At 59.1% G+C, this 22,894-nt stretch carries 18 protein-coding genes and 1 pseudogene; 8 read left to right on the top strand and 11 right to left on the bottom strand.

Features of this window, described 5'->3' with window-relative positions; translation table 11 throughout:
- Positions 1–158: 158 nt before the first annotated feature.
- The 3 genes from BLT86_RS06325 to BLT86_RS06315 are packed head-to-tail and all read left to right on the top strand — an operon-like array spanning position 159 to position 2,784.
- Entirely contained in the window at positions 159–1,103 is a 945-nt protein-coding gene (locus BLT86_RS06325; RefSeq protein ID WP_243810188.1) for a chromate resistance protein ChrB domain-containing protein, read from the top strand.
- Positions 1,096–2,451 carry a chromate efflux transporter gene (gene chrA, locus BLT86_RS06320; protein WP_031653253.1) on the top strand — a complete coding sequence of 452 codons (1,356 nt, stop codon included), beginning with the start codon at positions 1,096–1,098 and terminating at the stop codon, positions 2,449–2,451. The genes BLT86_RS06325 and chrA overlap by 8 nt, the downstream gene beginning before the upstream one ends.
- A 9-nt stretch (positions 2,452–2,460) precedes the next feature.
- Positions 2,461–2,784 carry a rhodanese-like domain-containing protein gene (locus BLT86_RS06315; protein WP_015275857.1) on the top strand — a complete coding sequence of 108 codons (324 nt, stop codon included), beginning with the start codon at positions 2,461–2,463 and terminating at the stop codon, positions 2,782–2,784.
- Between the two features lie 47 nt (positions 2,785–2,831).
- Here the strand turns inward: BLT86_RS06315 and BLT86_RS25670 are convergent, their stop codons facing one another.
- From BLT86_RS25670 to BLT86_RS06295, 5 genes are all read right to left on the bottom strand, one after another.
- Complete coding sequence (locus BLT86_RS25670) at positions 2,832–2,966, bottom strand: YHYH domain-containing protein (RefSeq protein WP_100549556.1); 135 nt, start codon at positions 2,964–2,966, stop codon at positions 2,832–2,834.
- A gap of 99 nt (positions 2,967–3,065) precedes the next feature.
- Positions 3,066–3,767 carry a TraX family protein gene (locus tag BLT86_RS06310; protein ID WP_092375416.1) on the bottom strand — a complete coding sequence of 234 codons (702 nt, stop codon included), beginning with the start codon at positions 3,765–3,767 and terminating at the stop codon, positions 3,066–3,068.
- Positions 3,767–4,207: a YqaA family protein gene (locus tag BLT86_RS06305; protein WP_033985552.1), complete on the bottom strand. Its 441-nt coding sequence runs from the start codon at positions 4,205–4,207 to the stop codon at positions 3,767–3,769. Before BLT86_RS06305 ends, BLT86_RS06310 begins: the two co-directional genes overlap by 1 nt.
- On the bottom strand, positions 4,208–5,329 hold the full coding sequence (locus tag BLT86_RS06300; protein ID WP_092375413.1) for a nickel/cobalt efflux protein RcnA: 1,122 nt from the start codon (positions 5,327–5,329) through the stop codon (positions 4,208–4,210).
- A gap of 8 nt (positions 5,330–5,337) precedes the next feature.
- Positions 5,338–5,631, bottom strand: coding sequence for a metal-sensing transcriptional repressor (locus tag BLT86_RS06295; protein ID WP_003246772.1), 294 nt, complete (start codon positions 5,629–5,631; stop codon positions 5,338–5,340).
- Positions 5,632–6,126: 495 nt separating this feature from the next.
- Here BLT86_RS06295 and BLT86_RS06285 point away from each other — a divergent pair, with 495 nt between their 5' ends.
- Entirely contained in the window at positions 6,127–6,864 is a 738-nt protein-coding gene (locus BLT86_RS06285; RefSeq protein ID WP_033985547.1) for a HupE/UreJ family protein, read from the top strand.
- A gap of 12 nt (positions 6,865–6,876) precedes the next feature.
- Positions 6,877–7,554: a transmembrane anchor protein gene (locus BLT86_RS06280; protein WP_092375410.1), complete on the top strand. Its 678-nt coding sequence runs from the start codon at positions 6,877–6,879 to the stop codon at positions 7,552–7,554.
- A gap of 265 nt (positions 7,555–7,819) precedes the next feature.
- Here BLT86_RS06280 and BLT86_RS06275 read toward each other — a convergent pair whose 3' ends face one another.
- The 6 genes and pseudogenes from BLT86_RS06275 to BLT86_RS06250 all read right to left on the bottom strand — a co-directional run bounded on the left by BLT86_RS06275 (position 7,820) and on the right by BLT86_RS06250 (position 16,402).
- A complete protein-coding gene (locus tag BLT86_RS06275) occupies positions 7,820–10,039 on the bottom strand; it encodes a DEAD/DEAH box helicase (protein ID WP_092380330.1) in 2,220 nt (739 codons plus the stop codon).
- Positions 10,014–11,309, bottom strand: a complete 1,296-nt coding sequence (locus BLT86_RS06270; protein ID WP_092375408.1) for an ATP-binding protein — start codon at positions 11,307–11,309, stop codon at positions 10,014–10,016. The genes BLT86_RS06275 and BLT86_RS06270 overlap by 26 nt, the downstream gene beginning before the upstream one ends.
- A complete protein-coding gene (locus BLT86_RS06265; RefSeq protein WP_092375405.1) occupies positions 11,306–13,792 on the bottom strand; it encodes a tellurite resistance TerB family protein in 2,487 nt (828 codons plus the stop codon). Before BLT86_RS06265 ends, BLT86_RS06270 begins: the two co-directional genes overlap by 4 nt.
- A 321-nt stretch (positions 13,793–14,113) precedes the next feature.
- Positions 14,114–14,287, bottom strand: a pseudogene (locus BLT86_RS06260) (DUF3302 domain-containing protein); the annotation flags it as partial.
- Positions 14,288–14,702: 415 nt separating this feature from the next.
- Positions 14,703–15,602, bottom strand: a complete 900-nt coding sequence (locus BLT86_RS06255; RefSeq protein WP_231976581.1) for a sterol desaturase family protein — start codon at positions 15,600–15,602, stop codon at positions 14,703–14,705.
- A gap of 71 nt (positions 15,603–15,673) precedes the next feature.
- On the bottom strand, positions 15,674–16,402 hold the full coding sequence (locus BLT86_RS06250) for an AraC family transcriptional regulator (protein ID WP_092375399.1): 729 nt from the start codon (positions 16,400–16,402) through the stop codon (positions 15,674–15,676).
- 583 nt (positions 16,403–16,985) lie between these two features.
- On the opposite strand from BLT86_RS06250, the gene BLT86_RS06240 reads away from it, so the two are divergent.
- The 3 genes from BLT86_RS06240 to BLT86_RS06230 are packed head-to-tail and all read left to right on the top strand — an operon-like array spanning position 16,986 to position 22,851.
- Entirely contained in the window at positions 16,986–18,248 is a 1,263-nt protein-coding gene (locus BLT86_RS06240) for a TolC family protein (protein WP_003139513.1), read from the top strand.
- Positions 18,245–19,705 (top strand): efflux RND transporter periplasmic adaptor subunit, encoded by a 1,461-nt coding sequence (locus BLT86_RS06235; RefSeq protein WP_092375393.1) that lies wholly within the window; start codon positions 18,245–18,247, stop codon positions 19,703–19,705. Before BLT86_RS06240 ends, BLT86_RS06235 begins: the two co-directional genes overlap by 4 nt.
- Positions 19,702–22,851 carry an efflux RND transporter permease subunit gene (locus BLT86_RS06230; protein WP_092375391.1) on the top strand — a complete coding sequence of 1,050 codons (3,150 nt, stop codon included), beginning with the start codon at positions 19,702–19,704 and terminating at the stop codon, positions 22,849–22,851. The genes BLT86_RS06235 and BLT86_RS06230 overlap by 4 nt, the downstream gene beginning before the upstream one ends.
- Positions 22,852–22,894 lie beyond the last annotated feature (43 nt).

Below are 22,894 nucleotides of genomic sequence, written 5' to 3'. Positions count from 1 at the left end.
CGCATCCCTCCGACAGTCATTCGCACCACACCGACAGTTCGCTTTGCCGGTACCTGGAGGTAAGCAGTCTACTAACGCTGCAGAACCCATTTCGCAGTTCCAAATAGAGCAATCGCAGAGTAATGTATAGATCGAACATATTTAGTGAGATCTCTACATTGATTAATTGGCTATGTCTCGTGATGGCACTGCCTACGGCAAATGCCGCCGAGCGAATGCGGGCTTGGCGGACGCTGAAGAGTGCAGGAGCTGCCGTTCTTCGCGACGGCGTGTACCTATTGCCGGATGGCTCGGCTAGTCGTGAGGTACTGGAGTCCGTCGAGCGTGACGTGCTGGATAGTGGTGGCTCGGCGTCGCTCCTGCCGGTCACTGATCCCCAGGGTGAGCGCTTCATACCTCTCTTTGACCGTGGCGACGACTACACCAGGTTGCGCTCGGAGGTTGAGCCCCAACTGGCCCAGCTGACGCCCGAGAACGCACTGGCGACTGCTCGCCAGGCCCGTAAGTTGCGCAAGTCGTTCGCACAGATCCAGTTGATCGACTTCTTTCCAGGCGAACCTCTGCGGCAGGCAGACGCGCTGCTGCGCGACCTCGAGGTGGCCATCAACCGCGCGCTGTCCAAGGACGAGCCCACCAGCCACGAGCAAACCATCGAGCAGCTCGACCCGCGGGACTACCAAGGGCGAACCTGGGCGACTCGCCAGCGCCCCTGGGTTGACCGTCTGGCCAGCGCCTGGCTGATCCGCCGCTTCATCGATCCAGGTGCCAGCATCCTCTGGCTTCCCTCTCCTGATGCATGCCCAGCGGAAGCACTTGGGTTCGATTTCGATGGCGCCCGGTTCAGCCATGTCGGCACCAAGGTCACCTTCGAAACCCTGCAGGCCAGCTTCGGGCTGGAGGCGCCAGGGCTTCAGCGCGTAGGGGCTCTGGTTCACTACCTGGACGTGGGGGGCGCGCAACCCACAGAAGCGACGGGTGTAGAGCGGGTACTGGCTGGATTGCGAGCCAGCATCGAAAACGACGATCAGTTATTGGCTGCGGCCTGCGCCATCTTCGATGGACTGCTGGCGGCATTCGGCAAGGAAGGACAAAGTGATGAATGAGACGGCCATGCACGCAACAGAGCAAGACAAGGTAGAGAACATAGGTCTACTTGAAGCATTCTTATTCTGGCTGAAACTAGGTTTCATCAGCTTTGGGGGCCCGGCCGGGCAGATCTCGATCATGCACCAGGAGCTGGTGGAGCGGCGGCGCTGGATCTCGGAGCGCCGTTTCCTGCATGCGTTGAACTACTGCATGCTCCTGCCAGGCCCGGAGGCTCAGCAACTGGCCACCTATATCGGCTGGCTCATGCATCGCACTTGGGGTGGGGTGATCGCCGGCGTACTGTTTGTGCTGCCCTCACTGTTCATCCTGATCGCCCTGTCCTGGGTCTACATCGCTTTCGGCGAAGTGCCGGTGGTGGCGGGATTGTTTTACGGTATCAAACCCGCCGTCACCGCCATCGTTGTTCAGGCTGCCCACCGTATCGGTTCACGCGCGCTGAAAAACAACTGGTTGTGGGCGATCGCTGCTGCCTCCTTCGTGGCGATCTTCGCCCTCAATATCCCGTTCCCGCTGATCGTTCTAGGGGCGGCCATGATTGGCTACCTGGGCGGACGCTATGCCCCGGACAAGTTCAGCGTCGGTGGTGGGCATGGGGCATCCAAACAGTCCTATGGGCCGGCATTGATCGACGACAACACGCCACCGCCGGCGCATGCGCGCTTCCGCTGGTCGCGCTTGGCTCTGTTGGTCGTTGTAGGAGCTGTGCTGTGGGCCTTGCCGATGGGGCTACTGACCGCCCTGTATGGTTGGGAGGGCACCCTGACTCAAATGGGCTGGTTCTTCACCAAGGCTGCTCTACTCACCTTCGGCGGCGCCTATGCGGTATTGCCGTATGTCTATCAGGGCGCGGTAGGCCATTACGGCTGGCTGACCCCCACCCAGATGATCGATGGCCTGGCGCTGGGCGAGACCACCCCGGGGCCGCTGATCATGGTGGTGGCCTTCGTGGGCTTCGTTGGTGCCTATGTGCATCAGGTCTTCGGGCCAGAACAGGCATTCCTTGCCGGCGCTGTAGCAGCCAGCCTCGTCACCTGGTTTACCTTCCTGCCCTCGTTCTTGTTCATCCTCGCCGGCGGGCCGCTGGTGGAGTCCACCCACAACGAACTGAAGTTCACCGCGCCGCTGACCGGCATTACTGCTGCGGTGGTTGGCGTCATCCTCAACCTGGCGCTGTTCTTCGGCTATCACGTGCTGTGGCCTGAGGGTTTTGCTGGCAGCTTCGATTGGCCCTCGGCGTTGATCGCTGTCGGTGCCGCAGTCGCACTTTTCCGCTTCAAGCGTGGAGTCATCCAGGTGTTGGTGGGATGTGCTCTTGTGGGTTTGGCTATCCACCTGTTGCGTTAGGGAGAGGTTATGGAGCGCATATCGATTCGCGAGCTCGCTGAGTGGCAGGCTTCAGGTCGCTGCTTTGAGTTACTCGATGTACGCCGAGCTATCGCACGCAACGCTGACGGAGCACAGATCGCTGAGGCGAAATGGTATGACCCCGAACAGCTTTTCTCTTGGAAGGATCAAGTGCCACGGGATCGCCCCGTGATTCTTTACTGCGCCCATGGGCATGAGATCAGCCAGGGGTGTGCCGCTACTCTCTGGGCAATGGGACTGGATGCGCGGTATCTCGTCGACGGCTTTGCAGGTTGGCGTGAAGCCAAGCAGCCGGTGTGCGATTTGGTCTAGCCATCTGGTTCTGGCCGCCTCACGAGAGGCGGCCAGCACTGCCTAAATCAATGGCAGTGGTACTCGCCCGTGGAGTGGTTGGTATGGCAGCCCTTCGAGTCGGTGCCTCCGCTATGGGCAACTGCGACAGCAGAGGACAGGGCAATCACGGTGGAGATCAGGGCGGCAGAAAGCTTCTTCATGTTTAAACTCCGTTTCGATTGGCTCTTATATGTGATCTAGGTCACGCTCCGGATTATGGCAAAAGGCCTGCATTGAGCAAGGGGATTTTGATCGACCGGTCAGAGAGCCGCACGAAACAACGCCAGCACCGCTAGATGGCCGGGGTAGAAGTAGTAACCCCAGCGCCCCACTGGCCATATGTGTTGGGTGATTTTCTGGCGCAATAGCCACAGGCCAACCAGCGGAGCCGCAAAGGTCGTGGCCATGGCCCACCAGGTGCCAAAGGGACCAGCTCCGATCCAACCGTCACGGCTATTGGCCAACACGCTGAAGACTGCGGGTATGAGCCAGGTGACCCCGGGGCGCTGCACTGCCAACACCATGGTGGCCGGCAGCAGGACTCCAAACGCGCCGTACATCAGCCGATCATGAAGCACTGTCGCAACGGTCAGCGTGAATAGCCCCAGCATCAAGCCTGCACGATCGCTGTGATGGACACTCCAAGCAACTATGAGCCCCAACATCAGTGTCGGCATGACATTCAGCGTATTGCTCATCTCGGACAACGCCCGATACGGCAGCTCGGATATGAGGCTGAAAGCCAGTAGCCAGCGCAGATAGCGAAAGTTGTTATCGCTGTACAGATCTCCTGGGCGTGAACGTGACACGTTGGCGGCAATACCCACGCAGAACAGTGGGAAGGCGAAGCGTCCAACCACGAACAGCCAGGCTGTCTCTTCAGGCCAGAGATAGCGCAGGTGGTCTATGACCATCGTCAGCATGGCGAGCCATTTGACGAGATCCAGGCTGGTCGAGCGCATTACCCCATGATCCCGAGGGTCACCACGGTGAGCACCAAGTATCGAGCAGCCTTGGCCAGCAGCACGATCAAAAAGAAGCTCCAAAAGGGTTCGCGCATGACGCCGGCAATCAGGGTCAGCGGGTCGCCAATGATCGGCACCCAGCTCAGCAGCAGTGACCAACGACCGTAGCGGTGGTAGGCCCGCTGCGCGCGGGCCAGCTTGTCGTCACTGACCGGGAACCAGCGTCTGTGCCGATAGCGCTCAATGTAGAGACCGAGCAGCCAGTTGAGCGCGGAACCCAGAACGTTTCCTGCCGTAGCCACCACCAACAGCATGACCACCGAGTAGTTGCCACTTATCAGCAGGCCGGTGAGCACTGCCTCGGACTGTGCGGGGATCAAAGTCGCGGCACTGAAGGCCGCGAGGAGTAGGCCCAGGTAGCCTGATAGCTCCCACATTTAGGCGGTCAGACCGATCCAGCCATGAACACCGACGTAGATACCGACCCCAATAATGAGCATGCTCGAGAGGTAGGGCGCGCGACGCGCGACCGCTCCCAGCCATGGCCACCGGTTGGAGGCCTGGCGAGCGCCCACCGCAGCAGCTACGCCGACGGATACCAGCGTCAACGCCAGGCCGACACTAAAGCACAGCACCAGAACAGCCCCGAGTGCGACTTCCTTCACCTGCAGGCATAGCAACAGCACCGTAATCGCGGCAGGACAGGGGATCAGTCCTCCGGTAAGGCCGAACAGGATGATCTGGCCTGTAGTGACGTTGCGGTTATTGAAGCGGTTGCGGATGTCGTTGGCGTGGGCTCGCTCATGGGCATCCTGGTATCCCTCCAGCGACAGCTCCAGGCCCTGCAGATCGGAATGGTTGTGGCCGTGGTCGTGCTCATGGAAATCGAGGTCATAGTCGTGCGAATGGCCCGCGTGGCCAAGGCTCAGACGCGCGGTGAACTGATGAGGCTCTGGAATTTCCGCGACCGATTCCAGGTATTCGCCGCGATGCACAAAGCGGAACAGCTGAGCTGTCCCATCAGGACGCGTCGTCGACAGATTCACGTCTTCTGCTGGCCAAGAGTGACCAGTCAGAGTGCGCAGACGCCAGCGCGGGGGAACCCCTTCCTCGAAGATCGAGAGTTCGATTCGCCCGTGTCCGGTATCGATTCGGCGAAGCTCGTCATGGTGGTGATCATGCGCATGATCACCTTCTTCGAAACGCCACATCTGTTCGCCACGCCAGGTTCGCCACAGCATCCAGAGCGCGATGGTGATGATGATCGCGGCGGACGCGAGCTGGAAATAGGGTTCAGTCGTTTCAGCATTCAGGTTCTGGCCCAGATACATGCCGCCCATGGCCACCAGCCAGACCACCGCGGTGTGCGAAATGGTTGCCGCCAGCCCCAGCAATACCGCCTGCTTCACGGTGCCGCGGATGGCTACGATGAAGGCCGCCATCATGGTCTTCGAGTGGCCTGGCTCCAGGCCATGCAATGCCCCTAGGAGGATGGCGCTGGGGAAGTACAGCCAGGCGTGAGACGCACCCTGCTGCAGCAATTCGGCAAAGCTCGACATGGTGATACCTACAGGTACTTCGTGATCTGCTTGAAGTCTTCAAGGGAGGTGCGCTCGCCAGTAGCGAGGGCGTCCATCGTGTGCTCCAGGCAGTGATCGATGTGATCTTGAATCAGAGTGCGCTTGGCCTGGCATACGGCCTTCTCCACGGCATGCAGCTGCTGCGCGATATCCACGCACTCACGGCCATCCTCGATCATGGTGATGATGCTGCGCAGATGGCCCTCGGCGCGTTTCAGGCGCTTCATGACATCGCTGTGGCTTTGGTGTCGGTGGCCATGGCTGTGTTCGTGATCGCTCATGCCTTGAGTCCTATGCCTCGATGATTTACGCTCGCATCCTATCCCCCTGGGGGGGATACGGTCAAACGACCCTGTTGGTCCTTTGCAAGCTGCAAGACATAGGAAAATGGCTCGCCGTAGTGCCTCGAAGAAACCCGTTATCGCATTGATACTGGCCTTGCTATTGGCCTGGGTAGGGCATTCGCTGGCCGCCATCAAAGCACCGCTGATACCGGGGGATTACTCTGGCGCTGTGTCCCATGGTCATTCCCATGACGTGGACGCGCCGGCATTCCCGAGCCACAAACATGCAGCTGACCATAGCCATGAGATCCCCTATCTCGGGTCGGCGTTGACACTACTGTCACGCCCCGAGCGGGAAACCCCTCCCAGCTCGTTGCGGGCAATTGTCCCTGAAGTGCCGATCTACCTGATCGAACGGCCACCACGCTCTAGGTTCGTGCTCTGAAACCGGCCGCCTCGCGGCCCCAGACCACTACAGCCTAGGAAATCGTTATGAATTCGCTTCCCCTAAGCAGGGCAACGGCGCTGATCGCACGCCTGCGTCGATCACTCTTTCTGCCCTTGCTTACCCTCGCTCTACTGATGGCAGTCATGCCTGAGGCGCTGGCCCACGGAGTTCCCGAAGGAGACAAGGGCTTCATCCAGGAAAGTACCGGCGTGATGTTGGTGCCCTTCATCTACATGGGTGCCAAACACATGATCACCGGCTACGACCATCTGCTGTTCCTGTTCGGCGTGATCTTCTTTCTCTACCGTCTGAAGGACGTAGGGCTGTACGTCACGCTGTTCGCAGTTGGCCATTCGATCACTCTGCTCTTTGGAGTGCTTAGCAACATCAGCATCAGCTCGTATGTGATCGACGCGATCATCGGCTTTTCGGTCGTGTACAAGGCCCTGGATAACCTCGGCGCCTTCCAGCGCTGGTTTGGGTACCAGCCCGATACCCGCGCAGCAACGCTGATCTTCGGCCTGCTTCATGGTTTCGGTCTGGCCACCAAGATCCAGGAGTTCGAGATTTCTCCTGATGGCCTGATCGCCAACCTGATTGCCTTCAACGTAGGTGTCGAGATCGGCCAGCTACTGGCCCTTGGCGGCATTCTCATTCTGATGGGCTACTGGCGACGTACTGCCAGCTTCTGGCGCCATGCCTACACCGCCAACGTTGCCATGATGAGCGCCGGTTTCTTGCTCATGGGCTACCAGATCACCGGCCTGATCGTCTCTCAGTAAGGAATTCTTTTTATGTTCAATACCAAGCTTCCGACCCTCAACGAACTCCCCTCGACAGCACAGCTACTGCGCTCCACGATCATCGCGGCAATCATTGCCTGCGTGCTTCTGGTTACCGTGGTGATGCCTTCGGAGTATGCGATCGATCCCACTGGCGTGGGCCGAGCACTGGGTCTCACACAGATGGGTGAGGTGAAGATCCAGCTGGCTGAAGAGGCCCGCGCCGATGAGGCCGCAGCTCAGACGCCAACTCCGCTGCCAGCTGAAAATATCGCCGCAGCACCTGCAGCCCCTGCCACTACCCCGGCCACTCCTGCCGAGGTCATTCCCGCTCCGGAGCAACCGGCTGCGCCTGAGCAGGCTGCCCTGCAGCATGAAATGAGCATCACCTTGAGCCCGAACCAGGGCGCCGAAGTGAAGCTGGAAATGAAGCAAGGTGCCAAGGTGAACTATAGCTGGACTGCCAATGGCGGCGTCGTTAACTACGACACCCACGGCGATCCTTACAACGCGCCGCGCGACTTCTACCACGGCTATGGGAAAGGACGTTCAACCCCGCAAGACTCGGGTGTTTTGGAGGCCGCATTCGATGGCAAGCACGGTTGGTTCTGGCGTAATCGCACTAGCAAACCGGTGACCGTCACCCTGCGCACTCAGGGCGACTACATCAGCATCAAACGCGTGATCTGACGCCTCGTCAGGCAGCCCTACCCGGGGCTGCCACTCACTGTCCGCTGCTGGCCTATTCCGTTGAAAAACTCACTCGGCGACTTTCTTCGCCGGAAGTGCATGGCTGAGGCTGAAATCTGAATCGTTGCGATGGTCGAGCTGCTCTAGATTTCGCGTAGAAGCGCTCGATCTGTACGTTTTTCAGGCCACGAGCAAGCAGCTCTGTCGCACACCGAGTTTTTCAACAGAATCGGCCGAAGCAGACATCACGTGAATAAGTTAAACGTCAAGCCGTCACCTTGGGCTGGCTCACCAGCCCCAATGCCAATGCCTTTGCTCCACCCAAGTCCAGCTGCATCGTAGCGTACGACTGCATGAGTAACGGCGGCGGAAGCACCCAATCCCATTTCTCTTGAACCATATTCTGTACATGCGCCAGAACACTGGATTCATCAATACCATCCCACTCGGCAATCTCGCGCAGCTTGCTTTCAAGCGACGTCCGATCCCCCTCAACCTCAATGACCAACCCACTGTTCTCACTGGCTAGTCCGGTGTACGTCAGCAAGATAGCCAAGGCATCGTTCGTCCAATCGCCTTGCCAGGTGAAAAGGTAAGTCTTGCCTCCGCTTTCGGTCATGCTCGAATGTGCCAGCCCAAGGTCCGTGAAGGCGCTACGCGCCTGAGCCAATAGTTCCTGTGCCGTAGCATCGAGATAGGGGTAGACGTCCGTCTCCAACAAGACGGCCTTCATCTCTTGCCGAACCCGATCATGTACACGGGCTCCTAGCCCATCGAAGGATGGCGGAGCACCACCTGGATCGGATCTCACGACGATGACCTTGGCATCAGTGTCCACATTCGTGACCCGCCAGCGCCGTCCTGCAAAGATGATGCGCTGATCAACGGTTAGTGGCCTGGAGACGGGCAATGCTCCAAGTGGTTTGCCATCGCATACCAGGCGGAACTCTTCATTGCTGACAAATGCACTGTAGAAGTCGTAGTGGTTGATCATGCGTTCCCCCACCACGCCGGGCAGCAGGAGCCCTGATGTTTCCTGGGTTATCAAATCGCGCTCACCGAGGGCACGAAGCAAACTGAGGAAGCTGCCCTGCTCCACCCCTGCGAACGGACCACTTCGTATCAAGGTGCTCCAAAGCTCCGCAGCTGTTGCGCCCCCTCGTTGAGCTATCACTGAGAGACACTGCTGCACTAAGGTCGATAAATGAAGGCCCTGAACGCGCGGGGGCTCGAACCAGCCCTGCATCAACAACCTGATCATGGCAATGCTTTGCACCAAGCCCTGGCGGAGTCGATCCGACAATAGCGAGCCATCGTCTAGCTGACGCTCCTTGCAGTAACTTCGGAGAATGGCTGCTTCTCCCGGGCGACGTCCGGATCGACCCAAGCGCTGACGCAAACTGGCTACCGATGGCGGCGCCCCGATCTGCACCACCGTCTTGATGCTGCCGATATCTACCCCAAGCTCCAACGTCGTAGTGCAAACTGCAGTGGCAGGCCGGTCACCGGCTTTCAGCGCTTTCTCGGTTTCCTCTCGAATGTCCTTCGCCAAGCTGCCGTGATGCGGCCAGAACTCGTTCGGTACACCATCCTGCTCGCAACGGCGCCGCAGATTGTCAGCGAACCACTCCACCTGAGTTCGACTGTTGGGGAAGACCAGGTTGTTGCTACCCCGCAGTACCTGAAAGAGGTGTTCTGCGATGGCATGGTCCGGAGAAAAAACCTCATCATCTTCAGACTGCATCGGGAGCGCCTGCTTGGACTCCACATACCCTCTGATCTGAACCTTAAGTATCTGGCCACTCCCCTTGGACTCGATCACCGACACATGCTGGGGGGCATTCGGGCGCAAGAAGGCCGCAGCCAGCGTCATGTCGCCCAGCGTGGCAGAGAGACCGACCCTGGGCAGGGGGCGATCAAGGATTGTTTCCACTCGATGCATGAGTGACTGTAGCTGCTTGCCTCGCTCACTACCGATAAAGGCATGGAGCTCATCCACCACCAGGTACCGTAGGTTGGCAAACAATCCCGCTAGACTGGTCCCCCTGTTGACGAAAAGAGCTTCGAGCGACTCCGGCGTGATCAGCAGAATGCCTTCCGGGGACTTGAGGAAGCGATGTTTGCGGCTCGCTGAGATATCCCCATGCCAAGCAATGACTGGAAGTTCAAGCTCATCGCAAAGTCTCGCCAAACGATCCCACTGGTCATTGATGAGAGCCTTTAGTGGGCTTATGTAAAGCACCGACCCAGGCCTTTCCGTGTCCTGCAGGAGATTGGTAAGGATGGGTAGAAACGCGGCTTCGGTTTTCCCTGCAGCTGTAGCCGCCGCGATGATGACATCCTGATCCGCGCCCAAAAGCGCAGGGATAGCGCGCTCCTGGGCATCGCGTAGGGAGGTCCAGCCTTCAGACCATATCCAGCGCTGGATTCGCGGCTCAAGGAGTGCGAACCCAGCCGACTCAGAGCTGGAAGGTGGCAAGCTCATCGTCCGCATCTACCTGGGTATCAGTCTCACCACCTCGATCCGGTGCAATCTCTACGGCCCCCAGCAGGGTTCGCCAATCAGCGCCCGGATTCTGCTCCAGCACCGCTAGCAGGTTGATGAATGCGGTGATGGTCGTCCGCGGGGTCCGGAAGTAGGCCTCGCCCATCCGCTGATTACAGTGGGCCATAAACAGCGGCAATGCTTCGTCGGGTAGCAAATAGCGCTCGCTCACGCCTGCCGCGTATACATGACGCAGTTTCTGCAGCAGCACGTAGAAATCCTCAGGCGTCAGGCTGGTGAGGCGTACGACAGGACCGGAAAGATCTACCAGCCCGGACTTGGCGAAGTTGTTTTCCGCCAAACGCGACTGCAGAGCCGGATAGCTGTAGAGGCCGCGGCGAGCATCCATGAGAAACTCGGGGGTACCACCCAACACAAAACCAAGCCCCTCAGCGGAACCCTGCAGGGAGTCATTGAGGATACGCAAAATCTGCTCGTAGTTAGCGTTGCGAGCTTGGGTGTTGGAGAGCTTGTACAGGTTCACCAGCTCATCGAGACATACCATCAATCCGCTAAAGCCGGCCAACCGAACGAATCGCGCGAGCAACTTGAGCTGATCGTAGACCGACGCATCGTCGACGATGGTTCGCACACCCAGTGCGGTGCGGGCATCTGTCCTGGTAGTGAACTCGCCACGCAACCAGCGGATAGCATCCGCCTTGAGCTGCTCGTTGCCCTCTTCGAAGCCTTTGCAATAAGCCGCGATTACATCAGCAAAGTCATAGCCGTTGACCATCTCTGTCAGTTGCTCGAGATGCTCACGAATCACAGCCTCACTGTCTTTGCCGGACGCTTTGGCTTCCGTCTTGGCCTGTGCAATGAACTTCTCGACTATTCCTTGCAGAGCACCGCCATCAGGTTTAGTCCGGGTGGACATATTCTTGGCCAATTCGGCATACAGCGAGCGAGCCTGGCCGCCAGTAGCATGGAGACGACGATCCGGGTTCAGATCCGCATGCATGGTGACGAGCTTGCGCTCCATCGCAATAGAGCGAACCAGGTTGAGGAAGAACGTCTTGCCTGCGCCATATTCACCGATCACTACGCGGAACGCGGAACCACTTTCCGCGAGGCGCTCCACATCACGGATGAGCGCCTCCAGCTCACTGACACGCCCCACCTGAATCAAGTGCTGGCCGGCACGGGGAACGACGCCAGCGCGCAGGGACTGGATGACCGCATCGCGGTCCTTGGCTCTGATGCTGCTCATAGCGGTAGTTTGTCCATGATTTCAGGGTTGATTTCGAAGGGGTCTTCCCCCTCGGTGACTGGCATATCGAAATGCTCGAAGGCCATGTCGTTGATCTGCTCCAATGCTCCATTGAGCATGAGCTCCATATCGCTTGCAACCGCCTCCAACTCGTCGCGAGCCCACTCGGTACGAGATACGAGTACACGCAGGAAGGCTGAGTGATCGGCGTCCAATCCACAGACGGAGGAAGTATCCTCGACGGTCTCTTCGACAACGACCTCATCCGAATCAACAGACTTGTCATCAGCGAAAACCTGAGCCAGCAGCGCGGATACCTGCTCCGTTTCACGCTGCAACTGAGCGATGCGCTCTTGGTCCAGAACAAATCCACCAACGGGCTTGGACGGAGTTGCTCCGGGTATGGAAGGCGTTGTCTGCGATGAGCCAACGGGGCTACCACTGGCGGCCACATGAAGGTCGCTGTATAGCGATTGCGGATCCAGCTGCAGGGTCTTGTAGACGCGCTCCAGCAACTTCACCTCTGCGGGGCTAACCTCGCCGTCGACCTGCGCCAAGTGAGCGAGAAAAGCCGCCACAACCCTCTTCGCCGGCTCGGCCAGGGGCTCCAGTTTCTTCTTCAGGCTTTGCAGGGTTGGTGGCTGGTTAAGCTGCAGACGCAGGTGCGCCTTCAGGCGTTTCCGATGAGCACCGCTCAGGTGACTCCAAGAGTCGATATGCTGGGATAGCAGCATAATTTCCTGCGGCGACGTGTCACCATCGGCCGCCGCCACAGCACAGGCAAGTTCCAACGTAACAGAGGCTGCACTATACGCCGGCGAAGACCGCAGATCACCATCTTCAGCCTGGGTCGCAAAGAGCGCCACATTATCCTCTGCCTTGGGTGTTCGACTGCCTGCCAGAACATCCGGCTCGATACCGATGTGCAATGATTCCAGCGCGCGGGCGAGCGTCAGAACCTTGTCTCGCGACAGGCTACCTGCACTCTGCAGTCGCCCTGCCAGCTCACCGAAGCTCATGACCACCATACCGTCGCCGATGCGTTGTTTCAGCTCATCGAGCGCTGTTCGAGCAGTTGGCGGCCACAGGTTTACAGGCAGCTGTAACAGTCCTTCTAGTGCATCAGGAGTGCTGGAGTTGCGACCGAGATAACGACTGTAGGGCTCCAACTGCACCGTGCATTCGTCAACCAACTGCTGCAGCTTCTTCCGAGCTGCGCTGGTCGCAGTGACATCAGGAATACCGGATAAGCCATCCAGCTCTTGAGGGGGTAGTCCCGCAGAAGCGGTGTTGTATTGGAGTCGCAGACGAGTCTTGTTCTGAGGGAGCACCATACCTGGGCCATAACGTTCCTCGTAGCACATGCAGAACAACTGGGCGAACACTTCTTTACAACGGGTTACAGGTGTCCGCTTCCCAATGTTGTGATCAGACAGCACCCAGGCCAACGCCCAGTCAGCCGGCATTGGTTGCTTGTCAGCAGCCAACTGGCCCAGGCCAATACGTAGCTCTATGGGCATTTCATAGCCGTAAGACAACGGTGCCGGCGGCGCCTTTTGATAGCGTCGATCAAGCACTTGGCCTTGACGGAGGAAGTCTACGAAGCGACTGGCGTAGGTATTAAACGAATGATTCTCGTCGTAGATCGAGAGCAGTCTTTCGACCTCAGCAATGATGCTAGGTATCTCGGCGGCGGCAGCCTGATTCGTCTTCGCGTCGACGAATACCCTGCGTTCCAGTCCATAGAAGAACAGGAACACGTAGCCAATGTTGGCATGCGGAGCCTTCCGACCACTGTATAGCCATTGGAGGTATGCGCGCCGAGCCTCAGGGGTGATGTTGTCGTAACTGGGCCAGTAGGAAGTGAGACGCTCAGCAATATCAACGATGCCCCGTGCGACCTTCAGCTTCGGGTTGATCAGTGAGGGTTCCGAAGATCCATAGCGGCTGTTTCGATCTTCACCGACATAGATCAAGCCGCCAGAGATCTTCTCGCCAGCAACCTCAATGGGTTCGCCAGCGGAAAGCCAGCGCACCTTGGCACCAGCCAGGTCCGCCGGCGCACTCGGAATTTTGTGGGAAGACCGCTGAGCGGCCTCCAGTGTCACGGTAAAGAAACCAGAACTGTCCTGCTTTGCCGAAAGCTGCTGGGGTGAGGCCGGGACTTGAATTGATACAGACGTCTCACCTACGGGCGAAACCTCGTCCAAGGAGAACGTCAGACCAATGCTCGCGGGGGCATCAGAAGAGCTCGAATGATCGACCTTTCGACGGAGCGGCTGCTTAGTCGGTGGCGAGGATACGGCTGGAGGTTTGCTGAAGGCCTTGATGATCAGCCACCCACCCATACCAATAATCGCTACTCCCACCAAGACAACCCACACCCCCTTGGGAATGGAAGCAAGCAGCCCGATCATTATGGCGCCCAGAACCATCACTCCAGATACACCGGACTTGCTGCTGCGCCTACGCTTCCTTGCCATCGCTTAGACTCCCCCTAAAGCTATACTGGCCGTTTGGCAGTATCAGTAATTCAAATGCATTAGCCAATACCTAGGCGATAGATGCTTGTCACCAATCCGCCTCCGGCCCAAAGCAGCTGTTGAGATCCCGCGAACTTTTAGCCCAAGGCAGCCAGATTTACGTCAAGCCGAGTAGAGTTCATGGCAGTTTTTAGCTTGCTCGCGTTGAGCTCGATCAGGAACTTCAGTTCATCGAGCAGTGGTTCCCGCAGAAATTTGAGATAGCCATGACCAGTGAATATATTGTATCCGTCCGGCCAACACACCTTCCTGGCCCCGACGCCAAAGGCGATGCAATGTGAACATATTGACCCAGCCGGCGGCATGGATCGAATCCTGATGGGGGTGGTTACGCTGCCTGGCAGTTTCGCAAGGGATGTCATGGATAACAATTATCCCGTAAAACAGTACCAACCCAACAAAAATCAATAAACCCAGTGCAAAGTAATCGAGCATAGTTCCTTCCGTTAGTGGAGAACTAAACACTATTGGCAGTGTAGTGCAGAGGGCTATGGCCTGCCCCATAGCCCTGCCGCGCTTGCCCGAGGGCTCTACCCCCTCAATGTCACCATGGACACTGCCATCATCCTGCGGCCAGCCTGGCGCTTGATCTCGAGCAAGATGGTGACGAATTCGCGACGCAGGCGGTGACTGCGCATCTCCGGCATATTCAATATGCACAGCGGTCGCAGCACGGGCGCCAATACCGGAGGGCAACTTAGACTTCGTTGGGGCTTTTGAAGGCAATGCCTGAAATGCATCGAGATGCGCTGATAGGCTGAGTTCTAGATGCACCAACAAAGCTTCCACACCAACGGATGGGGTCTGGGATTCAACCAGCCCCACCCGCTTCTGGTTTACCGGACTCTTGCTAGCTTCGCGCCGAAGGAGTGTTGCGAGTCCGGCGAGCTTGGGACATCCGCTTAAACGGAGCTGCCAGTTGAGCCCTATATGCCGTTGGGGAGTCACGCTCTTGTAGCCCTACCTGGGCATCGCCGAGCTTGTCTGTTCCAGCGTAGAAGGTCCTAAACAGGTGATCCCACAGGAGCAAGAACTCGCCGAAGTTAACCTGAGCATCTTCAAACTCACGCTTGTGGTGCCAGCGGTGTGTCTCAGCAACGCTAATCACATTACGCATCCAGCCTAGCGAGTAGTCCAGATTGGAATGCTGAAATGCAAGATGTACTGTCAGGATGCCAAACCAGGTTGCGACGAGAGATGAAGGTGTTCCCATCGCGAAGAGCACCAAGAGTCCAGGGCCCGCCATGATCGCCGCGTGTAGTGGATGTCGACGCTCGCCATTCATCCAGTAAAGTCGCTCTGCACTGTGATGGGGTTCATGCAGGTGCCATAGCCACGGCACGTAGTGGCTGAGTCGGTGCATGCCGTAGAGACTGAGATCCAAAACCATGGCTACGATGAGTAGCTGGCACCACAGCGGCAAATCCGTTGGGAAGGTACGCGCAGCGTCAGGCACCCAATCGCCCAGCCGAGCCAGAACCGCAGCGGTGAACTGGATGACGGACAGATTCACGATCAGGTGGAGCAGATCGGTCAGTGTATCGTGGTGGTCGGCAAGCCAGCTCTGACGGAACGGTTGTAGACGCTCCAGCATGGCGACCAGAATAATTCCGACTACGGCAATCAGGGCTGTGCTGGGCCAATATGGCAAGCCCTCGGATAGCTGCCAGATCATCCAGCCAGCCGTACCGCCAAATATGACGGGATAGCTGAACCAGCGGATCATGAACCTTAAGCAATTGTTCATCATGCGGGCCCCTCTTCTTGATGACCCTACGTTAAACTGCCCCCAGGGTTCTGGCTTGAACAAAAAAGCTGATCTCAGCTGCTGAGACTGACCTGGCTCAGAGCTGAAGAAGGATCGAGGCCAAAGAGGCTGCGAAAGGTGCGAGAAAAGTGCGCGGAATCCGAGAATCCTGCTGCATGGGCGGCCCCTGTTAGACTTTGGCCAGCAGTAATGAGTTGTAACGCAGCGACTAGGCGAAGCCACTTACGGTAGCTGCGCAATGGCAAGCCAGTCTGTTCAACAAACCAATGAGAAAAGCGAGTCGTCGACAGGTGCATCAGATCTGCCAGTTCTTGTCTGCCATTGGTGGGCTCGTTCAAGGCTTCCAGGACAAGTTGCAGCCGTGGATCGATGATTGGTAGATTGGTGAGATTAAGAAATTGGCGAACCGCTCCCCGCATTTTCTGTGCGGTGATACAGGGAGTTGCCAATAGTGTCTGCAGAGACAAAATGCTTTGCACATCGATAGGCAAGATGCTCGTAGAGGCAGTGAATGCCCGTGCCTCCTCAGGAAGTGCATCAAGGTAAATCGAAATAACCTCGACTGCTTCGATTCGATGAGTGACGCCCGCTTGAATGCAAATGGCTCGGGCCGTGACGTGGCTACCAGGTGTAGTCACCGTCAAGTCGTGGTTGATGCCAATGGTGATCTGGTGAGCCATGTGGCGGTGCCAATCATGATTGCCTACCTGCCCTAAAAACACCCCGAAACCTGGAGATACCCAAGCTTTGCCGTGCCAGCTGGCGCTCTGTGATGCAATCACCTGATAGTTCCTCTGCTTTCCGCACCCTACTCCGAATGACACTCTATTTGATCCAAATCAACGAAGTGCCGTTATCGTCAAAAGGAACGCTCATGCCTCGGGGCAATCTGCTATCGTCGCCCTATCGCCCCGCCTGGTGAATTGCTGTGCGTCGGATTGGATTGATCCTGCTAATGATTGCTAGCCTCGTGCTGCCGACCTTCGGCGGTTTGGCTTTCAGCATGCCGGCACAACCTTGCCCGATGCAGAGCGCCGATCATCAGGGCCATGCAATGGCCGATGCTCCGTGCTGCGAGCAAATGGACAAGTCTGATGGGGTGGCCAAGAAGTCCCCTTGCAAACCCGGCCAGGAATGCAAGACCGGAGGACTTCTCCAGACCACCGTGATCAAGAGCATATCCCCTCTCCCCTCACGCCCCGAGATATTACTGACCCAGTCGGTGATTAAGCGAGAGCCCGCAGGACTCTGGCGCCCTCCTCGTTTCGTCTAATGCAGTGATCATCCCGCGCCTTACAGTCAGGCGCATCGTCGCGGTCACGTTTCGTAGTCGCGACTTCGATCAATCGCATTGGAGGCGAAAGCATGTCCGCTTTCCTTTTTCCACGCCGTGGCTTTCTCGGTGTGTTGGCTGCCGCATTCTGGGCAGCTCCCTGGCTTGCCGCGCAGGCGCAGCCCCTAACTTTCGAACGAGCCCAAGCTCTGGCCGAGCAGAGTGCCCCTGAGAACCTCGCGCGCCAGGCGCAGGTGGCATCGGCACAGCAGGCTGTCGAGCCCGCAGACGCCCTGCCCGATCCCAAGCTGATTCTAGGCATCGACAACCTGCCGATCGAAGGCCCTGACCGTTACACGCTTAATCGTGACTCCATGACCATGCGCCGCATTGGGTTCATGCAGGAAGTCCCCAACAGTGACAAGCGTCAGGCTCGGCGCCAGTTGGCCGAGGCTTCAGTAGGCCGAGCCGAGGCCGAGCAGCGTGCCATGCAGTTGGAGATCAAGCGCCAGACGGCAGTGAGCTGGCTGGATGTGTACTACGCCGAACGCAGTGTTGGCCTCTTCGATCAACTGGACCGTCAGATCGAGATGCTCCGCTCGACCGTGCAATCGCTGATTGCCGGCGGTAGTGCTCAGCCTGGCGAGCTGTTGCAGGCCGACCAGGAAGCTTTGGCGTTACAAGATCGGCGAGATGAACTGAATCGCGATGTGGCAGTAGCTCGTGCCAAGCTGCGCCGCTGGATAGGCAACGAGGCTGACCAGCCTTTGCAAGGAGGTGTTCCCAGTCTGAACCTGGTGGCACCGCACCTGCAGCAACGCATTGCCTCACACCCTGAGTTGCGCGCTGCCTCCGCCCGAGTCGGCGAGGCTAGCGCCGAGCTGAACGAGGCCATCGCCGAGAAGACCCCCGACTGGGGTGTTGAGTTTGCCTACAACAATCGCGACAACCAGTTCGGCGATATGGTGATGGTGCAATTTACCTTCGACCTGCCGTTGTTCGTAGGCACACGTCAGGGGCCCAAGATCAACGCCAGACAACAAAGCGTGTCGCAGATGGAAGCCGAGCAGGAAGCATTACTGCGCGCCCATCAGGCTGAGCTGGAAGGCGGTATTGCCGAGCTTGAGCAACTGCGCAGGACCTTGTCACGCACCGAAAAAACCTTGATCCCGCTTGCAAGCAAACGTGCCGATCTCGAACTGGCCGCCTACCAAGCCGGTAACAGCCAGCTCACATCCGTTATTACTGCCCAGCGCGACCTGATTGATGCGCAACTGCGGCAGATTGAACAGCAGCGCAAGTTGAGCCAGCTCTCCGCAAGCCTGTACTACGCCTATGTGGAGGGCCTGAAATGAAGATATCGACATTTGGTTTTGCGGTCGCCGTGCTGACCGTGGGCATTGGCGCGGCGGGCGGTGGCTACTGGCTGGCCCAGCGGCAAGCCAAACACGAGCTACTGCCTAGCTCCGCACCGACGGACGAGCGCAAGGTGCTCTATTGGTACGACCCGATGCAGCCTGAGCAGCGCTTCGATAAACCGGGCAAGTCACCTTTCATGGATATGGAGCTTGTCCCTAAATACGCAGGATCCGAGCAAGATCCGTCTGTCCTGAGCGTCCCCGCTCAAGCCGTGCAGAACCTCGGAATGCGAACCTCGACGGTGATCCGCGGTGTACTGCCCTCGGATATCGAGGTGGTCGGCTCCCTGGCCTATAACCAGCGAGAGGTAGCGAACCTCCAGGCCCGCGCTGGCGGATTCGTCGAGCGGGTTTACGGGCGTGCCCCTGGCGATGTACTGCCAGCTGGAACACCCCTGGTCGACCTGCTGATTCCCGAGTGGTCCGCCGCGCAGTTGGAGTTCCTCGCGGTACTGCGTACCGGTGACGCCCGCTTGATCACTGCGGCCCAAGAGCGCCTCCGCCTGCTCGGCATGCCACAAGCGTTGATAGAGCAGGTTCGCCGCAGCGGCAAACCGCGGGCAGTGCAAACCCTCACCACACCTATCAGCGGCGAGCTCCAAGCCTTGCAGGTACGCGCCGGGATGACCGTTGAAGCCGGGCAGGATCTGGCGTTGATCAACGGGCTGTCCAGTGTCTGGCTCGATGCGGCGATACCCGAGGCCATGGCCGGAAGTATCCAGGTCGGGGACGAGATCCGCGCCAACCTGACGGCCTTTCCTGATCGACCGCTGCTGGGCCGCGTCATAGCCTTGCTGCCGAGTGCCGATCCGCAAACGCGCACGCTCACGGTACGCAGCGAGCTACCCAACCCTGCCGGTAAGTTGCGCCCCGGCATGTTCGCCGCCGTACGCCTGAACAGTGCCGTCGAACAATCCACGCTTCTTGTGCCGAGTGAAGCCGTGATTCGCACCGGCAAGCGTGCATTGGTGATGCTGGCCGAAGGCGACGGACGCTACCGCCCCCAGGAAATCACCTTGGGCCGCGAGGCCGATGGGCGTCTGGAGGTGTTTTCCGGTCTTGAGGAAGGTCAGGCGGTCGTTACCTCCGGCCAGTTCCTCATCGATTCGGAAGCCAGCCTGCAGGGCATCCTGGCCGGCAATGCAGAACAGGACAGCACGGAGGGGCTGCATGTGTCTCACGGCGTTATTCGCGCACTGGACGGGAAACAAGTCACCCTGGAGCATGGCTCCTTCGAGAGCCTGAATATGCCAGGTATGACCATGGCTTTTCCTCTGGTCAGCTCCGAAGTAGCTGTGGGACTTAAGCCAGGAGATCACGTACGCATCGCCGCACGTCAGACAAACTCCGGCCTGCTGATCGAGCAGCTCCGCAAGGAAGGAGACCAGCCATGATCGCGCGCCTGATCCATTGGTCGATCGGCAACCGCTTCCTGGTACTGCTGGCCACCCTGTTCATCACCGCCCTGGGCCTCTGGTCGCTGCGCAACACGCCGTTGGATGCACTGCCGGACCTATCTGACACCCAGGTCATCATCAGAACCAGCTTTCCCGGACAGGCACCGCAGATCGTCGAGAACCAGGTGACCTACCCACTGGCCACAACGATGCTCTCGGTACCGGGGGCGAAGACGGTGCGCGGCTACTCGTTCTTCGGCGACTCCTTCGTCTACGTGCTGTTCGAGGACGACACCGACCTCTACTGGGCGCGCTCGCGGGTGCTGGAGTACCTCAACCAGGCGCAGGAACGCCTGCCCGAGGGTGTTACCACCACCCTTGGGCCGGATGCCACCGGCGTGGGCTGGATCTACCAGTACGCCTTGGTCGACCGCAGCGGCCAGCATGATCTTGCCCAGCTGCGGGCACTGCAGGACTGGTTCCTCAAGTACGAACTCAAGAGCCTGCCCAACGTAGCCGAAGTGGCCACCCTCGGCGGCATGGTCAAGCAATACCAAGTGCTGCTCGATCCGCAGAAGCTGGTGGCTTATGGGGTAACTCAGCAGGAGGTCGAAGCGGCGCTGAAGAGCGCCAATCAGGAAACCGGCGGCGCCATCCTGGAGCTGGCAGAGCGCGAGTACATGGTGCGGGCTTCAGGCTATCTAGAGAGCCTGGCGGATTTCCGCAATGTGCCGCTGCGGGCTTCGGCCAGCGGAGTTCCGGTGCTGCTGGGTCAGGTGGCCACCATTCAGCTGGGGCCAGAGATGCGTCGTGGCATTGCCGAGCTGGATGGCCAGGGTGAAGTGGTAGGCGGCGTGGTCATCCTGCGCTCCGGAAAGAATGCCCGCGATGCCATCGCCGCGGTGAAGACCAAGCTGGACAGCCTGAAGGGCAGCTTGCCGGCCGGCGTCGAGGTGGTCACCACCTATGACCGTTCGCAATTGATCGACCGCGCCATCGATAACCTCAGCTACAAGCTGCTGGAAGAGTTCGCGGTGGTTGCCCTGGTTTGCCTGATCTTCCTCTGGCACCTGCGCTCGTCGCTGGTCGCGATCATCACCCTGCCCCTGGGCATCCTGATGGCCTTCATCGTCATGCGCTACCAGGGCGTCAATGCCAACATCATGTCGCTGGGCGGGATCGCAATCGCCATCGGCGCCATGGTCGATGCCGCCGTGGTGATGATCGAGAACGCGCACAAGCACATCGAGGCCTGGAAGGCTCGGCACCCCAATGAGCCGCTCCAAGGCGAGGCGCACTGGCGAGTGATCGGCGAAGCCGCAGCCGAAGTCGGACCGGCGCTGTTCTTCAGCCTGCTGATCATCACCCTATCGTTCCTCCCGGTATTTACCCTGGAGGCCCAGGAGGGTCGCCTGTTTGGCCCGCTGGCATTCACCAAGACCTATGCCATGGCCGCCGCCGCCGGCCTCTCGGTCACCCTGGTACCGGTGCTGATGGGCTACTGGATTCGTGGGCATATCCCCAGCGAACAGCAAAACCCCTTGAACCGCTGGCTGATCGGCGCATACCGGCCGGTGCTGGAGTGGGTGCTGGCCTGGCCCAAGGTGACCTTGGCGCTGGCCGTGCTGGTCTTTGTGTCCAGTCTGTGGCCCCTCAGCAGACTCGGAGGAGAGTTCCTGCCGCCCATGGACGAAGGCGATCTGTTGTACATGCCATCAGCCCTGCCCGGCTTGCCGGCCAGCAAGGCCACCCAGCTGCTGCAGCAAACCAACCGGATGATCCTCACGGTGCCCGAAGTGGCACGGGTATTCGGCAAGGCCGGGCGAGCAGAGACCGCCACCGATCCAGCACCGCTGGAAATGTTCGAGACCACGGTGCAGTTCAAACCACGCGATCAATGGCGCGCGGGGATGACACCCGAAAAGCTGATCGAGGAACTGGATCGCGCGGTAAAAGTTCCGGGGCTGTCCAATATCTGGGTGCCGCCCATCCGCAACCGCATCGACATGCTGGCGACGGGGATCAAGAGCCCCATTGGGGTGAAAGTGTCCGGAACCTCCTTGGTCGACATCGAGCGCATAACGCGCGATATCGAGGCCGTGGCCAAAGAGGTGCCTGGGGTGAGTTCGGCCTTGGCAGAACGCCTTACTGGCGGCCGTTACGTGGACATCCAGATCGATCGACTGGCCGCGGCGCGCTATGGCCTGAGCATCGCCGATGTGCAGGCGGTGGTATCGGGCGCCATCGGCGGCAGCAATATTGGTGAGACGGTTGAAGGACTGGCCCGCTTCCCGATCAACCTGCGCTATCCCAAGGAGTGGCGAGACAGTCCGCAGGCACTACGGCGTATGCCGATCCTCACGCAAGCCGGCCAGCAGATCACCTTGGGCACCGTCGCCCAGGTTAGTCTGACCGAAGGGCCACCAATGCTGCGCAGCGAGAACGGGCGTCTGTCCGGTTGGGTGTATGTCGATGTACGTGGGCGCGACCTGGCATCGACCGTGCGCGAGTTGCAGCAACGCGTAGCTGAGCAGGTACAACTCGATGCTGGCATGACCGTCTCCTACTCCGGTCAGTTCGAGTTCCTGGAGCGCGCCAATGCACGGCTGGCCTGGGTGGTACCGGCGACCTTGTTGATCATCTTCGTGCTGCTTTACCTGACCTTCAGCCGCTTCGGTGAGGCCCTACTGATCATGGCCACCCTGCCCTTCGCCCTATCGGGCGGCATCTGGCTGCTCTACTGGTTCGGCTTCAACCTGTCGGTTGCCACTGGGGTCGGCTTTATCGCCTTGGCCGGCGTCTCGGCGGAATTTGGGGTGATCATGCTGCTGTACCTGAAGAATGCCTGGCATGCACGTATGGATGCCGGGCGCAGTGGTGACCCGGCACTACTGGAGGCAATTCGTGAAGGCGCAGTGCTGCGCGTGCGGCCTAAGGTGATGACGGTGGCCGTGATCATCGCCGGCCTGCTGCCGATCCTCTGGGGCGGTGGTGCCGGTTCCGAGGTGATGAAGCGCATCGCCGCGCCCATGGTCGGCGGCATGATTACCGCGCCACTGATGTCCATGCTGGTTTTGCCGGCCGCCTACTGGCTGATGCGAAGGCAGCGTACACAGAAGGTTCGCGCACCGCAGGAGCTATAGCTTTACAACCCCGGGCAAGCCACGCGCCAAGCTGACTCGCCCG

This window comes from Pseudomonas sihuiensis (genome assembly GCF_900106015.1).
GTDB classification, from domain to species: Bacteria; Pseudomonadota; Gammaproteobacteria; order Pseudomonadales; family Pseudomonadaceae; genus Aquipseudomonas; species Aquipseudomonas sihuiensis.
This window is presented reverse-complemented; position numbering and strand designations above follow the sequence as displayed.

Excerpts from the sequence above, each read along its gene's own strand:
- chrA (WP_031653253.1), top strand. The coding sequence starts at position 1,096 with ATGAATGAGACGGCCATGCACGCAACAGAGCAAGACAAGGTAGAGAAC.
- BLT86_RS06315 (WP_015275857.1), top strand. The coding sequence starts at position 2,461 with ATGGAGCGCATATCGATTCGCGAGCTCGCTGAGTGGCAGGCTTCAGGT.
- BLT86_RS25670 (WP_100549556.1), bottom strand. The coding sequence starts at position 2,966 with ATGAAGAAGCTTTCTGCCGCCCTGATCTCCACCGTGATTGCCCTGTCC.
- BLT86_RS06310 (WP_092375416.1), bottom strand. The coding sequence starts at position 3,767 with ATGCGCTCGACCAGCCTGGATCTCGTCAAATGGCTCGCCATGCTGACG.
- BLT86_RS06305 (WP_033985552.1), bottom strand. The coding sequence starts at position 4,207 with ATGTGGGAGCTATCAGGCTACCTGGGCCTACTCCTCGCGGCCTTCAGT.
- BLT86_RS06300 (WP_092375413.1), bottom strand. The coding sequence starts at position 5,329 with ATGTCGAGCTTTGCCGAATTGCTGCAGCAGGGTGCGTCTCACGCCTGG.
- BLT86_RS06295 (WP_003246772.1), bottom strand. The coding sequence starts at position 5,631 with ATGAGCGATCACGAACACAGCCATGGCCACCGACACCAAAGCCACAGC.
- BLT86_RS06285 (WP_033985547.1), top strand. The coding sequence starts at position 6,127 with ATGAATTCGCTTCCCCTAAGCAGGGCAACGGCGCTGATCGCACGCCTG.
- BLT86_RS06280 (WP_092375410.1), top strand. The coding sequence starts at position 6,877 with ATGTTCAATACCAAGCTTCCGACCCTCAACGAACTCCCCTCGACAGCA.
- BLT86_RS06275 (WP_092380330.1), bottom strand. The coding sequence starts at position 10,039 with ATGAGCTTGCCACCTTCCAGCTCTGAGTCGGCTGGGTTCGCACTCCTT.
- BLT86_RS06270 (WP_092375408.1), bottom strand. The coding sequence starts at position 11,309 with ATGAGCAGCATCAGAGCCAAGGACCGCGATGCGGTCATCCAGTCCCTG.
- BLT86_RS06265 (WP_092375405.1), bottom strand. The coding sequence starts at position 13,792 with ATGGCAAGGAAGCGTAGGCGCAGCAGCAAGTCCGGTGTATCTGGAGTG.
- BLT86_RS06255 (WP_231976581.1), bottom strand. The coding sequence starts at position 15,602 with ATGATGAACAATTGCTTAAGGTTCATGATCCGCTGGTTCAGCTATCCC.
- BLT86_RS06240 (WP_003139513.1), top strand. The coding sequence starts at position 16,986 with ATGTCCGCTTTCCTTTTTCCACGCCGTGGCTTTCTCGGTGTGTTGGCT.
- BLT86_RS06235 (WP_092375393.1), top strand. The coding sequence starts at position 18,245 with ATGAAGATATCGACATTTGGTTTTGCGGTCGCCGTGCTGACCGTGGGC.
- BLT86_RS06230 (WP_092375391.1), top strand. The coding sequence starts at position 19,702 with ATGATCGCGCGCCTGATCCATTGGTCGATCGGCAACCGCTTCCTGGTA.